Annotated in this window: 14 protein-coding genes; 7 read left to right on the forward strand and 7 right to left on the reverse strand. The window is 58.7% G+C overall.

All coding sequences use genetic code 11. The annotated features are described in order from the left end of the window. Positions 1 to 22: 22 nt before the first annotated feature. Positions 23 to 871 carry a hypothetical protein gene (locus VO84_RS08130; RefSeq protein WP_058187167.1) on the reverse strand — a complete coding sequence of 283 codons (849 nt, stop codon included), beginning with the start codon at positions 869 to 871 and terminating at the stop codon, positions 23 to 25. 220 nt (positions 872 to 1,091) lie between these two features. Beyond that, positions 1,092 to 1,682 (reverse strand): Holliday junction branch migration protein RuvA, encoded by a 591-nt coding sequence (gene ruvA / locus VO84_RS08135; RefSeq protein WP_058187168.1) that lies wholly within the window; start codon positions 1,680 to 1,682, stop codon positions 1,092 to 1,094. Positions 1,683 to 1,945: 263 nt separating this feature from the next. Here ruvA and VO84_RS08140 point away from each other — a divergent pair, with 263 nt between their 5' ends. The 5 genes from VO84_RS08140 (at position 1,946) to VO84_RS08160 (ending at position 8,448) form a co-directional block, all read left to right on the forward strand. Continuing rightward, positions 1,946 to 4,780 carry a hypothetical protein gene (locus tag VO84_RS08140; protein WP_058187169.1) on the forward strand — a complete coding sequence of 945 codons (2,835 nt, stop codon included), beginning with the start codon at positions 1,946 to 1,948 and terminating at the stop codon, positions 4,778 to 4,780. 111 nt (positions 4,781 to 4,891) lie between these two features. After that, a complete protein-coding gene (locus VO84_RS08145) occupies positions 4,892 to 5,278 on the forward strand; it encodes a hypothetical protein (protein WP_058187170.1) in 387 nt (128 codons plus the stop codon). Positions 5,279 to 5,312: 34 nt separating this feature from the next. Further along, entirely contained in the window at positions 5,313 to 6,155 is an 843-nt protein-coding gene (gene lipB / locus VO84_RS08150; protein WP_082661837.1) for a lipoyl(octanoyl) transferase LipB, read from the forward strand. A gap of 135 nt (positions 6,156 to 6,290) precedes the next feature. Next, complete coding sequence (sucB, locus tag VO84_RS08155) at positions 6,291 to 7,586, forward strand: 2-oxoglutarate dehydrogenase, E2 component, dihydrolipoamide succinyltransferase (protein WP_058187171.1); 1,296 nt, start codon at positions 6,291 to 6,293, stop codon at positions 7,584 to 7,586. 34 nt (positions 7,587 to 7,620) lie between these two features. Next, the gene (locus VO84_RS08160) at positions 7,621 to 8,448 is read left to right on the forward strand and encodes a hypothetical protein (RefSeq protein WP_058187172.1); all 828 of its coding nucleotides are present in this window, start codon (positions 7,621 to 7,623) and stop codon (positions 8,446 to 8,448) included. A 68-nt stretch (positions 8,449 to 8,516) separates the two neighbouring features. Here VO84_RS08160 and VO84_RS22110 read toward each other — a convergent pair whose 3' ends face one another. The 4 genes from VO84_RS22110 to VO84_RS08175 all read right to left on the reverse strand — a co-directional run bounded on the left by VO84_RS22110 (position 8,517) and on the right by VO84_RS08175 (position 11,093). Then, positions 8,517 to 8,714, reverse strand: a complete 198-nt coding sequence (locus tag VO84_RS22110) for a type II toxin-antitoxin system HicB family antitoxin (protein ID WP_082662044.1) — start codon at positions 8,712 to 8,714, stop codon at positions 8,517 to 8,519. Continuing rightward, positions 8,711 to 9,700 carry a cytochrome D1 domain-containing protein gene (locus VO84_RS08165; protein WP_058187173.1) on the reverse strand — a complete coding sequence of 330 codons (990 nt, stop codon included), beginning with the start codon at positions 9,698 to 9,700 and terminating at the stop codon, positions 8,711 to 8,713. The genes VO84_RS22110 and VO84_RS08165 overlap by 4 nt, the downstream gene beginning before the upstream one ends. A 54-nt stretch (positions 9,701 to 9,754) precedes the next feature. Then, positions 9,755 to 10,177, reverse strand: coding sequence for a VOC family protein (locus tag VO84_RS08170; protein ID WP_058187174.1), 423 nt, complete (start codon positions 10,175 to 10,177; stop codon positions 9,755 to 9,757). Between the two features lie 85 nt (positions 10,178 to 10,262). Then, entirely contained in the window at positions 10,263 to 11,093 is an 831-nt protein-coding gene (locus tag VO84_RS08175; RefSeq protein ID WP_058187175.1) for a helix-turn-helix domain-containing protein, read from the reverse strand. A 365-nt stretch (positions 11,094 to 11,458) separates the two neighbouring features. On the opposite strand from VO84_RS08175, the gene VO84_RS08180 reads away from it, so the two are divergent. After that, positions 11,459 to 12,070 (forward strand): YkgJ family cysteine cluster protein, encoded by a 612-nt coding sequence (locus VO84_RS08180; RefSeq protein ID WP_058188659.1) that lies wholly within the window; start codon positions 11,459 to 11,461, stop codon positions 12,068 to 12,070. Between the two features lie 9 nt (positions 12,071 to 12,079). Next, a complete protein-coding gene (gene alr / locus VO84_RS08185) occupies positions 12,080 to 13,306 on the forward strand; it encodes an alanine racemase (protein ID WP_197413956.1) in 1,227 nt (408 codons plus the stop codon). 128 nt (positions 13,307 to 13,434) lie between these two features. Here the strand turns inward: alr and VO84_RS08190 are convergent, their stop codons facing one another. Further along, entirely contained in the window at positions 13,435 to 14,088 is a 654-nt protein-coding gene (locus VO84_RS08190; RefSeq protein ID WP_058187177.1) for a cytidylate kinase-like family protein, read from the reverse strand. Between the last annotated feature and the right edge of the window lie 43 nt (positions 14,089 to 14,131).

Genomic DNA, 14,131 nt, shown 5'->3' on the forward strand with positions numbered 1-14,131 from the left:
AACGCGCCTCCGTGTTCCACACCTAGGGTGTGGCCGCATCCTTCTGCGCAGCCTGTCGCGCCATTTTGGCCCGATGGCGGCGGATGTAGTGAGCGGCAATATCCGGATAGAACTCGCGAATCGATGCGAACGCCACGTCGCGCATCACGGAATAGCCGAATTTGCTCGCCAACACAGTGAAGCTCGTCGCGCTCGAAGGATAGTAGTTCTTAGAGATCACCTGCGTCAGAACCTTGCCTCCCAGCCCCGCAATATTCGGTGTCTGCCTGCCGCCATAGGTTCGCGCCACTGCCTGCCGGCTGATTACGTACAACGCACGCATCGGGATGCTGTGTCCCGCCCCCAGCGCGTAATAGCGGGTATCCTCATGCAGAAGACTGGGCAGCAGCCACGCGGAAAGATAGGTTCCGTCTGTCTTGTCCACAAAGCCACGCCATGTATACGCATAAAAGCCCCCCACGCCCTTGCCCAGGGCAGGGTGAGTATTGATAGCTTCGGCAGAAAGGGAAGTTATACCGAGAAAGACAAACGACGAATAATCGAATGCCTGGTGGGTGGCGATACCGAAGCTGTACTTCCATCCCAGCGGATGGGGCGCGACACCTCCGGAGACGGAGCGGAAGTTGGGCATGAAACCCAGAATGCGCTTCGGCTGATGGAGTTCCAGCGGAGCCGTATCATCTCCGCCGCCTGTTTTCTGTTGGGCTTTTTGCTGCTCAGCCCCCTGCGACTGCGGCACATCTGTGAAGCTGCCTGACCACGTGGAATCCGCGGCTCCATCGCTGGGACCGGAGGCGGCAAAATACACCTGAGGAACGGGAGCATCCGGAAGCGGCGCCGATTGAGCCTGACTGCCGACGCCAACACACATACAAAGAAAAACTATACCGCGATGCAAATTCGCCATCCTTAAAAGCAGGGGGAACCATGTCGTTCCGAAAGGCCGGAACGCAGCAGTCCCTGAATGATTACGAGAGCGAAGAAATTAAGCAGGCAGGTTACGGCAGCATTGGGCGATAAACCGTCGCGCAGAATTCCGGGCTCGGATACCTCGATGTCCCCCCTGGACCTGACTTACATAGGTTATCTGACTATCGAATCACCTTCAACGCCCCGCGGAACAACCGATCGAAATCCCCCGCCAGCGCCGCATCCTTGCTCACCGCCTGCTCAATCGCCTTTTCCGCGGCGGGCCGCTGATAGCCAAGGTTCACCAGCGCGCTCAGCACATCGTCCACCGCCGCGCCCTTCACGCCAGTCGGCACAGGAGCCACGGCAAAATCATCGAGCTTGTCTTTCAGCTCCACAACCAACCTCTCCGCCAGCTTCTTTCCCACACCCGGAATCCGCGTCAGCTGCGCATGATCCTGCGCCCGAATCGCCTGCACCGCGCGCTCTGGCTGCAACCCGGAAAGCATCTTGATCGCCAGCTTCGGCCCCACGCCGCTGACAGTAATCAGCCGCTCAAACAGCCGCTTCTCCTCGCGATCGTGAAACCCAAACAGCGAAATGGCATCATCCGTCACCTGCGTATGAATGTGCAGCGAAGCTTCTGCGCCCACTCCCGGGAGCATCGTAAACGTCGGCACGGAGATGGCCACGTCATAGCCCACGCCGCCCGCTTCGACAATCGCCTGCCCCGGCTGCTTGTCGATCAGCTTCCCACGCAAGTGTGCAATCATTCCCTAGATTCTCGCCTGTGCGCCCGTGCCCGTGCAACGCGCGGCAATCGCAATGCACTATCTCTCGAAAAAACATTGCCTGGACAGCTAGTCCTTGCGCTATCCTTGCTCTGTTTTCCTCACACTTTCCCGGTAGCTGTTCTACGCATCCTCTCGCCCTCAGGCCCGCGCCCTGCGCGGTTGGCGAATTCTTTCCTGGGTGGCTTCTCCGAGCCGGGTAATTGGACCACTCGCTGTGCCAATTTCCATCGGGGGTTGTTTCTATGTGGAAGTGGATCTTTTCGCTCTTCTTCGGTAAGGCTGGGCATTCTTTCGGTGCGCTCGTACGCTACCTTTACTTTCTGCGCTTCGCCATCTTTCTCTGGCTTCTTCCAGTCCTGTTCTGCGCCCTGAATGAGACCGGCGCGCGCACTCTCTTGAGTGGCATTGTTACGCCGGTGCGCTGGGTGCAGTATCTTTGCGTCTCTTTCTTCCTCGTCGCAAACGGATTTGAATCCCTGACTCTCGCACGCATCGTTCTCTTCCATGGAGAAGAACGCTTCGGCCACCGGCCTCCGCTGTGGCTGGCGCGCTTCTTCGCCGCTGAAAGAAAGCAGGAGCACAAGTGGCTCCCCGATCACCGGTGGTTTGCTGAGACCATCGCGCCCCTAGCCTCGCAGCTGACCAACCTCTTCATGTTCGGGTACTTCTTCATCAACGGCGGCAAGGAAGGCGTCTCTTCGGGACAAATTGCACTGGGCATTACCTCCGGCGTCATTCTTGCGCTCTTTTTCTGGTACGCCGTATGCGGCTGCTACTACCTCACCTACCAGCCGGTAAATCAGCCTGAAGATGGCACAGCTTTGTCTACAGCGGCGAAGACGCTCGTGCTGCCACGTTGGATGTTTTGGCTCAGTGAAGACGGCCAGGGACGCGGACGCGGCGATGTGCTTGAATACGCCAAAGCACCCGATAAATTAGAGAAGATCACAGGACTCTTTGCCTTCTTTTTTCCCATCGATGGCTATAAGCCGAAAAACAAAAGCTTGCTTTTTGAAGCACACTACTTTGCGCTGGTAGCCTCCGGAGGGTTTTTCGGACTCTACTTTGCCCTGTGCCCCATCACGGCTCCCATGCCTGTCAGTTTCTGGCCCTGGGCCTCCATGATTGTCTACGTACTTGGCGGCCTCATCTTCATGGTTGTGGTTCGCAAAACGGTGCCAGGCGGAGCAGAACTCAGCCCTCCGGAAGCCAAGCGCCTCTTCCTTTGGAAGCTTTGCCTCGGCTTGCTCATGGTCGGCTTCTCCTTGTCCCTTCCTCTGCTTTATTTGGTAGAAGATGCTGAACGCTTCCCCATCCTCGCCCTCGTGCTCATCCTCATCATGTCTGCCGGCTGGCTGCTCGGCGGCCTCGCCTTCTTTCTCGATCGCTTCCGCGTACCCGTGATCACCGCCGTCATCTTCACCATCGTCATTCCGCGCATGCTTCATTTCGACGCCGGAATGGACGAACACTACATCTCCATCGCAACCCGTCAAAGCCCGGCCACGCTTCCCACACCTGCCGAAATTCTCTCCGCCAAGCTGCAGAAGCTCCCCGACGATCAGCCTCTGATCATCGTCACCTCTACCGGTGGCGGCATTCACGCTGCGGCATGGACCGCAGCCGTCCTTCAGCAGCTTGAGCATCTCTTCCATGACAACCAGATGCCTGAGCTCAAGTCCTTCCACGACCACGTTCTCTTGCTCAGCACCGTCTCCGGCGGCAGCGCAGGCCTGTACACCTATCTGCGGGAGCTGGACCCCAAGCTCAACGGAGGCAATCCCCAGTGGGATCGCATGCCCATTGAAGCCGAGTGCTCCAGCCTTGAAGCCGTTGGCTGGGGCATGGTCTATTACGACATCCCAAAGTCCGTCGTGCCTGTCATTCCCTACTTCGTGCCTCCGTCGTCAGGCGTTGACGACCTGAAAAAGTGGCCTCTCTTCAAGGACCGCACCTGGGCCTTGCGTCGCGCCTTCTCACGCAATCTCAACGACGCATATTGCCAGACCGTCTTTGAGCAGAACTACAACCTGAGCGACAAGTTCAGGCCCATTCTGCGCAGTGAAGTCCTCTACGCGCACGGTCAGAATGAAAAGAACGAAGCCGAGCTAATGGCCGGCAATCTCAACCCACTCGACGACTCCATCCCCGCATTCACCATGAACACCACCACGGTCGAAGGCGGATATCGGTTTCTATCGGCCAACTATAGGGTTCTCCCCGCTTCCCTCACACCTGATCCCTTCAATCCCGAGCCTGCGGAATCGTTCCTGCAGGTATACGGAAGACAACGGCTTCCCGACCCTCCCGTCAGCCGGAACTTCGCGAATAAATACGCCGATCTTCCTCTCGCCACAGCCGCGCAGCTCTCCGCAACCTTTCCGTACGTCTCCTCGGCCGCGACCTTCCCCAACATGCACCACAAACTCGGTGTCCACTTCGTCGATGGAGGCTACTACGACAACGACGGCACCGCATCCGCCATGGAATTTCTGCGCGCCTCACTCGATTGCTGGGGAGACGCGCGCAGGAAGCAGGCCTCATCGCCCCAAAACCCATGCAGCGTCATTGAAGCAAGAGTGAAATCCTCCGGCCCGCTTCGAATCATTCTCGTAGAAATTCGCAACAGCCCCGATGTATCCCCGACCGCTCAGGCATGTTGCCTCGCCTGGCAGGATATCGCAAGCAACAAAGTCCCCTGGAACCTCTTCAATCAGCTCTTCGCGCCGCTTCAGGGCTTCTGGGGAGCAGGCCATGACAGCATCACAGACCGCAACCGCAACGTCCTTCTCATGCTCATGGGCACGTACAAGGATCGGCTGGACATCAAGCATTTCGTGATCGACGACCGCTCTACCGCCCCTAACAGCACGGCTACCGATAAGCCCCTTACCGATCCGTTGAACTGGTCGCTTACCCCGGCCCAGCAGTATGAAGTTACAGACACCGCAACCAATGACGAGAACTGCGCCAAGTATCAGAAAATCAAGAGTTGTTTCCTGCCAGGTGCAGCCTGCGATCCCAACGTAGCCCCGCCACCGGTGGAACACAATACCTGCAGAAGAACGCATCCGTAGTGCGCTGTACCCACCGCAGCGTATGCTGTTGCGGCGCTTTCTCAGGAAAAGAACTGCCTATAATGCCCTCATGGATCAGGCACTCAGAGTTGCATTGCAAGGAGTCTCATAATGAAGATCGTCGCCGCCATCGCCCGCTATCTGCTGGGCATACTCTTTCTGGTCTTTGGCAGTAACGCATTCCTGCATTTCATTCCCACTGGCCCTATGCCTCCTGGCCTCATGGGGCAATTTGCCGGCGCGCTTGCCGCCTCCGGCTATGTATACGTCATCGGTTTCTTTCAGGTAGTGCCCGCTTTGCTCCTCCTCGTCAATCGCTTCGTCCCGCTCGCGGTCACGCTGCTCGGTCCAATGATCTTCAACATTCTCGTGGTGCACGTACTCATGGCGCCGGCCAGCATTGCTCCGGGCGCGCTGGCAGCCATCCTCTGGTTCATCCTCTTCTGGCACGTCTTTCCGGCACTCAAAGGCATCTTTCAGGCCAAAGTCGAGAACTGATCCGAACCATTCGCCGCTCGTAAAATAGAAATGAATGATCGAGTACCTATATCTCGGCCGCATGCCCTACGACGAAGCCCTCGCGCTGCAGAATGAGCTCGTCGAGCTGCGCCGCGCCGGCCGCATCGGCAACACGCTTCTGCTGCTCGAACACCCGCCAGTTCTCACCCTCGGTCGCAACGCCGATCGCTCCAACGTTCTCGCTTCCGACGCGCTTCTCGCCAGCCGCGGCGTCACCCTCCACCACATCAATCGCGGCGGCGACGTCACCTATCACGGTCCCGGTCAGCTTATCGGCTATCCCATCTTCGACCTCCGCAGCATGAAGGCCGTCTCCGGCAACCGTCTCGGCCCCGTCGACTTCGTCCGCCTCATGGAAGAAGCCCTTATCCGCCTCTGCGGCACCTATGGCGTCCACGCCGGACGCATCCCCGGCCTCACCGGCGTCTGGTGCGGCCTGAATGATGGCGCGGCCTCAAACTCAGTCGAGCCACAAAATTCGTCCAAAGAGTTGCCGCCCGCAGATCGTAAGATCGCCGCCATCGGCATCCATGTCTCGCGCGGCATCACCTCACATGGCTTCGCCTTCAACCTCACTACCAACCTCAGCGACTTCCAGCTCATCAATCCCTGCGGCATCACTGACAAGCCAGTAGCGAGCCTCAATCTCGAAATATCTGACCCCGCGCGTCTGCCCGCATTGGAAGCTGCCGCGCATGAAGCCGCGCGGCAGTTCGGCATGGTCTTCGCGCAACCCATCCTCGCCGTCGAAAGTCTTCACACCCTTCGCGCCCGGGGCGCCGAAGATACTCCTCTGCAACTGCCTCGCGAGCTAGAGCAGTTCCTGGGCCGCGAGCACCCGCAACATCGCGCGTGATTTGTACCTGCGGGTGCCCACCCTCGCAAGAATGGCGCCGCAGGCGCAGTCCGCCGCACGCGAAGTGCGGCAATTTATAATCCCGGCTTGGGGACCGTTCATTTTGCGGCCTCTTTGTAACGCGGAGAATTACTCATGCCGACCGACGTTGTCATGCCCCAGATGGGCGAATCAATCTTTGAGGGCACCATTACCAAATGGCTCAAGAAGCCCGGAGACGTCGTCGAAAAAGATGAGCCGCTCTTTGAAATCTCCACGGACAAAGTAGACGCCGAAATCCCGGCTCCCGCCTCCGGCATCCTCTCAGAGATCAAATGCCCTGAAGGCGAAACCGTCACTATCAACACCGTCGTCGCCGTCATTGGGGGATCGAACGAAGCGCCCGTACCTGCCTCATCCACAGCCGCCGCAGAACCTGCGCCCGCCGTTGCTCCAAAATCGGAAGAACCAAAGCAAGCTGCCACACCTGCGCCGGTTCCTGTACCGCAGTCGCAGCCTGCACCCATCGTCAGCGACGAGCCGTTACGTTCTTCACCCCTCGTCCGCCGCATCGCCCGCGAGCACAACATCGACCTGCGCCACATCCGCGGCACAGGCTCAGCCGGCCGCATCAACAAAGACGACATTCTCAGCTATCTTGCGGACGGAGGCACGGCTGCCTCTGCACAGTCCGCGTCGCAGGCGCAATCGCCTGGACGGCCAGTCCCGACACTGAAGGACGAACTCGTCCCCATGTCCCGCATGCGCAGCATCATTGCGGAACGCATGCTGGAGAGCCGCCGCACCAGCCCGCACGCCTACTCCATTTACAAGGTCGACATGACGCGCGTCGTGCGTCTTCGCGAGCGCACCCGCGCCGCCTTCGAGCAGCGCCACGGCGTCAAGCTCACCTTTATGCCCTTCATCGCCGCCGCAGCCATTGATGCTCTGCGCCAGTTCCCCATCGTCAATGCATCGATCGAGACCAATGGCGGCGTCAGCGGCATCCGCTACCACGGCAACATCCATCTCGGCATCGCCGTCGCGCTTGAATGGGGTCTCATCGTGCCCGTAGTCCGCCAGGCCGAAACCCTCAGCTTCCCCGCACTCGCCCGCGCCATCGCCGATCTCGCCGAGCGCGCCCGCACCAAAAAGCTCAAGCCCGAAGAAGCCTCCGGCTCCACCTTCACGCTCACTAACTCCGGCGTCTTCGGCGGCGAGTACGGCACGCCCATCCTCAATCAGCCCGAGGCCGCCATCCTAGCCATCGGCGGCCTGAAGAAGGAACCAGTCGTCCTCACAGATTCAGAAGGCAACGACACCATCGCCATCCGCTCTATGCAGACCCACTGCCTCGGCTTCGATCACCGCATCATCGACGGCGCAGACGCCGGCAAATTCATGACGACATTCAAAGACACGCTCGAAAACTGGAACCGCGAGATTGTTTAGTAGGACCGCGCGCTCTTCAAGTTAGAATCCCACCATGCAACAAACATCAGACGTGGCTGAAACTGTAAATCATTCAAACCGTAAGCTGTTACTTGCTGTTTTAGGCGTCATTGGGCTAGTCGCGCTTGGGCTTTCAGCATGGTTCTGGCATGTATGGCAGAACGGCGATGGAAAGGCAGCGGCTTTTGCAGGTTGGCTTTCCTTCATAGCGGCAGCAATTTCTTCATCGATAACTATTGTCTACGTTTTCTTTACTTATACATCTCTTCGCAAAGCTCAGCAGACTATTGATTTGCAACAAGAGCAATTGAAACAAATGAAGGCTTCATTAAGCCTGCAGCAACAGCAGTGGGAGCAGAAGACAAGCGTTGTGCCACAGTTTTGGATCGAGACATTCGACGAAGCCAGATGGCATAGACGGCACCCCGATTTCCCAAATACCAACCAGCTGATTCCGCTACAGTTTGGAAGGCGCTTTCAAATCGCAGTATGGAATTATAGTGAGCAATCTTTCTTGGTTGAAACGGTTGGGTTACAAAGAGCGGATGTTGCAATGGTCCCAAATCAACATTTCGATTCGTTACATGCAGTAATTAAACCGCACTCGGTAGAAACTATCGACGTTTCAAATTCGATCATGCTACTGCTTACTCAGAGCATGAATTCTGGTGATGTAAAAGGTCTTTTCGACAAAGATTTAGATCAAACTGCAAAGATTTTGGCGCGACTCACGTATACCGATTGGTCCCATCGAGGCGCATTGACCAATGTTCGTGAATTCGAGTTTCTTTACAGACCTTATAGTACTGACATTACGATCCGTACACCGGAAAAACCAAGTCATGTGAAACCTAGTATTTGAAATATCTGGATCTTTTTCTTAGTTTCAGCAAGCAAACTGATTGGAGGTAGGAATTTACACCACTGATATTACTCTCGAATGTTCCTTTCGCTGCCCGACAGTTCTCTGGCAACTTCCACATATTCATGTATCGCGGCGTGTATGTTTGTAAGAGCCTCTTCTTTGGTTGAGCCCTGCGAAAAGCATCCTGTCAATCCAGGGCAGGAAACGCTATAGCCTTCTTCAGATTTCCGCAGAACAACCTGATAAGTAGTCGTAGAACTCACTTCCCCGCCCAAGCCAGCCCATCCGAATTCGCGCCATCCTCAATCGTCCGTGTCACCGTCCACGTGCCCAGGTCCACTTCGGCAATCTTGTGCGAACCCACGCACGACACATACGCAACCTTCCCATCCGGCCGCATCAAAATCTCCTCCGGATCAGCCGGCGTATCCACGCTGCGCACCACCTGCATCGTCTTCAGGTCCACCACGGCAACCTTGCTCTTGCCGGATATGGTCACCATCAGCCACCGCCCATCAAGTGTCGGCGTTGTCCCATAGGCCACGCCCTCCAGCGCAATCCACTTCGCTACCGTGTTAGTCGCCGTATCAATCGCCGCAAGCTGCGGCTTCGTCTGGTCCGCCGTAAACACCCACTTATCATCCGGCGTAATTGAAATCCGCTGCGTATTCCCCGAAATCGGAATCACCATCAGCGTCTTTCTCGCCTTAATATCCAGCACCGACACCGTCCCCGGCCCAACATTCGCCGTATAGCCGCGCCGCCCGTCATGCGAGAGCGCAAGCATGTGACTCTGCTCCTGCCCCGTCGGTATCGATCCCACAATCTTCAGCGTCTTCGGGTCAATCAGCGTGATGGACTTCTCCAGCTCCGTCGTCACATACAGCAGCCCATCCTTCGGTCCGATCAGCGGCATGTGTGGCCTTACCCCGTGGCCGAAATCCACATGTCCCACCACACTCCGCGACGCCAGATCAATCACAACCAGCTCGTGCCCGTCCGTCCCCGGCTTGCCCACGCCGGAGTTCCCATAGATCGGCACATACGCCAGCTTCCCATCTCTCGAAGCAATCACTTCATGCCCGGTAACGCCGCCCTCCGGCACCGCGGCCAGCAACTTACCCGCCCACGGATCGACAATCCCCAGGCTCGCATCGCCCTTCTGCACCACCAGCAGATGCGCCTCCTGCGCGCAAGCCGCACCCGCCACCAGACCCATCACCAACCAAACCACACAACGAGCAATCATGCGCACAAATCCCCTCTACCGAAAGATGTCCACCATCTTATCGGACCGCACGGCCTACTCGTGCGCCTTCCAAGGATCGTACGTCCCCACGCTCCAGCTATGCCCCTCTGGGTCAAGAAGCGTAAACTCCCTGCTTCCGTAGTCCGTATTCTGAATCTCCCTGAGAATCACCGCACCCGCAGCATGCGCCTTCGCGTACACAGCGTCCGTATCCGCCACCACCACATACGCGCTCCGCGTCTCGCCACCAACTTCGCCGGGTGACTTAAACCGCTTCCCGTGCACATCGTCCTTTGCCGAACCAAGCATGATCATCCCGCCGCCCAGCGCCAGCTCCGCGTGCGCAATCGTTCCATCCTCATTCACGTACGCAGCATGTTTCGTGCACCCAAGCACGTTGCACAACCACTCAATCGCCGCCGGCGCATCCTTATACCGCAGCGCGGGCATAATCGTAGATTTCAATTCGTTTCCCATAAAACCTCCTCTGGCGTTCTACCTACGCCACCCAGCATGTCACTCGCGCAATCAAGCAGTCTTGGAAATTTCGGAAATGTTGTTTCTAATCCGCCACCACATGATTCGCCCACGGCGTGCCACGCAGCCGGGTGTAGGTCGTCGCATCAATCCCGGAAAACGCGCGAAACTCATTCGCAAAATGCGACTGGTCGTAATATCCACACTCCAGCGCCAGCTCCGGCCACGGCACATCCACACCCGCATGCAGCTGCCGTACCACGCGCTGAAAACGCTGCACCCGGCACCATACCTTCGGCGACAGCCCTACCTGCTCGCGAAACACCTGCGAGAACCTTCGCTCGCTCCATCCCACGGATCGCGCCACCTCGCGCACAGAGGTCACACACGCATCCCGCCCAAAGCGCCGCAACGCAAACTCAATCGCAGGCATCACAGCATAACCATTGCTTCCTGCCACGCAAAACGCCGTAAGAAACTCTTCGAGACATCGCAGCCGCTGCTCTGGTGTCGCCAGCTCCCGCAGACGATCCCGCAATCCCCGCGCCCGTAGACCCCACACATCCTCAAGGCCCATGCTGCGATTGCTGAACACGTCCGCCGCATCCCTTGCAAACACCGGAAAACCACCTGGCCGAAAGACCACTCCAATCAGGTCCGCCATGTCGGAGGTATCCACAATCTCAAACACCGTCCGCGCGCCCACCACCTGCGATGCAGCCATCTGCCGGGCCGGCTCACCCTCAGGGCAATCCAGCAGAAAATCCCGCGCCAGGTTCAGAATCACCTGCGTATTGCCCGTCGGCAAAACGCGCTCGCGCCTGTGCCCGCACTCCGGTGCGCGCGCATACCACAACACCCGGACAAACCGGTCCAGCGGCGGCTTCGGAATGTGCTCAAGGTAGATCACAATCACTAGTGCCCGTTATAGCACCGCTGCAATGAAGATCGGGCTTATTCCGAATCCTCGTTCGCCATCGGTCCCCAACTCACAGAACCGTGCCAGGTATCGGCCATCAATCGATATCTGCTTCCGCACGCAGCGCACTCGAAAACATGCTCCAGAATATCTCCCGGCCACACCGGCCCCAGCAGTTCGTACAGTGGGCAACTCGCTTTCACCAACACGAATGTACCCTGGTCAATAATATCCAGCAGCCGTCGTGCAATATCACGGTACTCACGCGGATGGCTGAAGTTCCGGGGCTCAGAAAACCCCTCGCATCGCATACAGCTCATGCCGACAGTCTGCCACATCTTGCCGGCGCGTATCCTGAATTCATGCCCCTCCCCCCGCGCGACTCCGAGCTCATCCAGATCATGGACACCGAGCTCGCCCGCACAACCCATATCTCGGGCTCATGGCTAGCCTGCCGCCCTGGCTGCACGCAATGCTGCCACGGAGCCTTCGCCATCAATGCCCTCGACGCCGCTCGTCTCAGCTCGGGCATGGAATCCCTGCGCCAATCCAATCCCACACTCGCCGCCCGGATCGAAGCACGCGCCCAATCCTGGCTCGCCGAACACAGCCCCAACTTCCCCGGCAATCTCGCCACCGGCACTCTCGGCAAATCCGAATCTGAACAAGAAGCCTTCGAAGACTTCGCCAACGATGCCCCCTGCCCCGCGCTCGATCCAGCCACCGGCCTCTGCGATGTTTACGAATATCGCCCCATGACCTGCCGCGTCTTCGGCCCGCCAGTCCGCGTCGAACCCGAAGACCCCACCAACACCGCCCTTGCCTGCTGCGAGCTATGCTTCATCGGCGCATCGGAAGAAACAATCGCCGCCTGCGAGCTTCACCCTCCACATGCCTTCGAATCCGAAATCCTCACCGAGCTTGACTCCAATATCGAGACCGTCGTCGCCTTTGCCCTCATTGCGCCACGCTAAACTCTAGCTTTGGACCCCCTTATGACCACCCACGCCTCCCCGGCTTTTGCGAATCTCGCCGAGATCGACACCAGCGCCCTCGAAGATAATTACCGTTTCCTCCGCCAGCTCGCTCCGGGCAGCGCCGAATGCGTCGCCGTCGTCAAAGCCAACGCCTATGGCCATGGCCTCTCGCTCTGCGCTCCAGCCGCCGTCCGCGCCGGCGCACACTGGCTCGCCGTCGCCAGCGTGGAAGAAGCCATCGCTGCCCGCGCTTATGCCCCGCAGGCGCGTATCCTCGCCCTCGGCAGCATCCTTCCCGGCTGGGGCGCAACCGTCATCGCGCACGGCATCACCCCCTGCATCTGGACCCTCGAACATCTCGACGAGCTCGAATCCGCCGCCCACGCCGCCGCGCTTGGCCCCGCGTCGCTCGCCGTCCATCTTGAAATCGACACCGGCATGAGCCGCCAGGGTGCAGCTCTCGAAGAACTTCCTGACATTCTCAAGCGCATCACGCCCTCATCGCCGCTGCGTATCGAAGCCGTCATGACGCACCTCTACGCCAGCGACGAAGACAACGGCGCACGATCCGCCCAACAGTACGTCAAGCTCGACGAAGCCCTGCGCATGATCCAATCCACACCCGCCGCCGCACATCTGCAATACCTCAGCGCCGGAGCATCTGCCGCACTCCTCGGCTCAGACGCAGCAGACGTCGCAGAAATGGCGCAGCGCTTCGGCCTTAAGCCCATGTTCCGCCTCGGCCTCGCACTATACGGAATTGCGCCTCGTTCCACTGATCTGCAGGCGCCGGCGGCGCAGTTGCCTGGACAGCCAGTCCTCAAGCCTGTTCTCACCTGGAAGACCCGCGTCGTCAGCCTGCGCACCATCCCCGCCGGAACCGAAATCGGCTATAACGGCACCTTCACCGCCACTGAACCCATGCGCCTCGCGCTCATCCCCACCGGGTACGCCGATGGCCTCGACCGCAGGCTCAGCAATCGCTTCAGCCTGCTCGTCCGCGGCCAGCGCGCCCCGCTCGTCGGTCGCGTCAGCATGGATATGGCTGTCCTCGATGTCACAGAAATTCCCGGTGTCGAAACCGGAGATGAAGTCGTCATCCTCGGCACACAAAACAGGGGCACACAAGACAACGAAACCATCACCGCCTACGACCTCGCCGACGCCTCAGAGACTATCCCCTGGGAAGTCTTCACCAGCATCGGCCCCCGCGTCCCCCGCATCTCCGTCTAGTTCATACTTTGGGTGCCCCCTTCATGCGCGGTTTTATCGCGCATGGGTGGGATATTTACAGCTCTTTATAGTTTTTGCCGTTTTATCTATAAAAGTGATCTCTGACCTCTGATCTCTGATCCCTGCTTTTATCTCGCCAACACTTCCGCCACACCCACCTGCAGTCCCGCCCCACCAGTAGCAGCCGCAATCATCGCTTCCGCGCCAATGCACGAGTTCAGCAGCAAATGATACAACCCTCTCGCATTCCACTCCTGCCCGTAAAACTGCTTGATCACCGCCGCGCGCCGCTTGTCATGCGCCGCCAGCCGCTGGTCTGCCTGCTGCGCCTCACCAGGAAACTGCTTCTCAAACCACGCGCGTTTGGCCGCCTGCGTCGCATACACAAAGACGTGAAAGCAGCCCGGCACACTCGCCAGCGCACACGCCGCGCCGCGCCCAACCAGTACGCAGTTTCCCTCCTGCGCCACAGCTTCCATCTCTTTGCGGATCAGCGCATACATCCGCGCGCAATCAAAAACCTTGTCGTCACACGGTTCCGTGCCGGAGTAAAACGAGTCCTGCCAGAACAGCTTTCCATAGCGGTAATACCAGGGATCCAGCCGGTCGTCGAACTCCGCCGCCGCCTTCTCCGGCACACCGGCCGCTCGCGCCGCCCTGCTCAAAAGCTCATCGTCCAGCAGCCGCCATCCCAGCCTGCCGGCAAGCTCATGCGCAAACTCCGCGCCCCTCGAACCATACTCGCGCTCAACTGTAATCACTCGGATTGGCTGTCGGCCCATATGCGTCTCCACCCTTGGAAGCGGAGCATACACCCAAACGCAT

It is taken from the genome of Occallatibacter gabretensis (genome assembly GCF_001449115.1).
Lineage (GTDB): Bacteria > Acidobacteriota > Terriglobia > Terriglobales > Acidobacteriaceae > Telmatobacter > Telmatobacter gabretensis.

What these genes read in the sequence shown, in the direction of transcription:
- VO84_RS08160 (WP_058187172.1), top strand. Translation starts at nt 7,621, where the DNA reads ATGCAACAAACATCAGACGTGGCTGAAACTGTAAATCATTCAAACCGT.
- VO84_RS08170 (WP_058187174.1), bottom strand. Translation starts at nt 10,177, where the DNA reads ATGGGAAACGAATTGAAATCTACGATTATGCCCGCGCTGCGGTATAAG.
- ruvA (WP_058187168.1), bottom strand. Translation starts at nt 1,682, where the DNA reads ATGATTGCACACTTGCGTGGGAAGCTGATCGACAAGCAGCCGGGGCAG.
- VO84_RS08145 (WP_058187170.1), top strand. Translation starts at nt 4,892, where the DNA reads ATGAAGATCGTCGCCGCCATCGCCCGCTATCTGCTGGGCATACTCTTT.
- VO84_RS08180 (WP_058188659.1), top strand. Translation starts at nt 11,459, where the DNA reads ATGCCCCTCCCCCCGCGCGACTCCGAGCTCATCCAGATCATGGACACC.
- VO84_RS08140 (WP_058187169.1), top strand. Translation starts at nt 1,946, where the DNA reads ATGTGGAAGTGGATCTTTTCGCTCTTCTTCGGTAAGGCTGGGCATTCT.
- VO84_RS08190 (WP_058187177.1), bottom strand. Translation starts at nt 14,088, where the DNA reads ATGGGCCGACAGCCAATCCGAGTGATTACAGTTGAGCGCGAGTATGGT.
- sucB (WP_058187171.1), top strand. Translation starts at nt 6,291, where the DNA reads ATGCCGACCGACGTTGTCATGCCCCAGATGGGCGAATCAATCTTTGAG.
- VO84_RS08165 (WP_058187173.1), bottom strand. Translation starts at nt 9,700, where the DNA reads ATGATTGCTCGTTGTGTGGTTTGGTTGGTGATGGGTCTGGTGGCGGGT.
- VO84_RS08130 (WP_058187167.1), bottom strand. Translation starts at nt 871, where the DNA reads ATGTGTGTTGGCGTCGGCAGTCAGGCTCAATCGGCGCCGCTTCCGGAT.
- lipB (WP_082661837.1), top strand. Translation starts at nt 5,313, where the DNA reads ATGATCGAGTACCTATATCTCGGCCGCATGCCCTACGACGAAGCCCTC.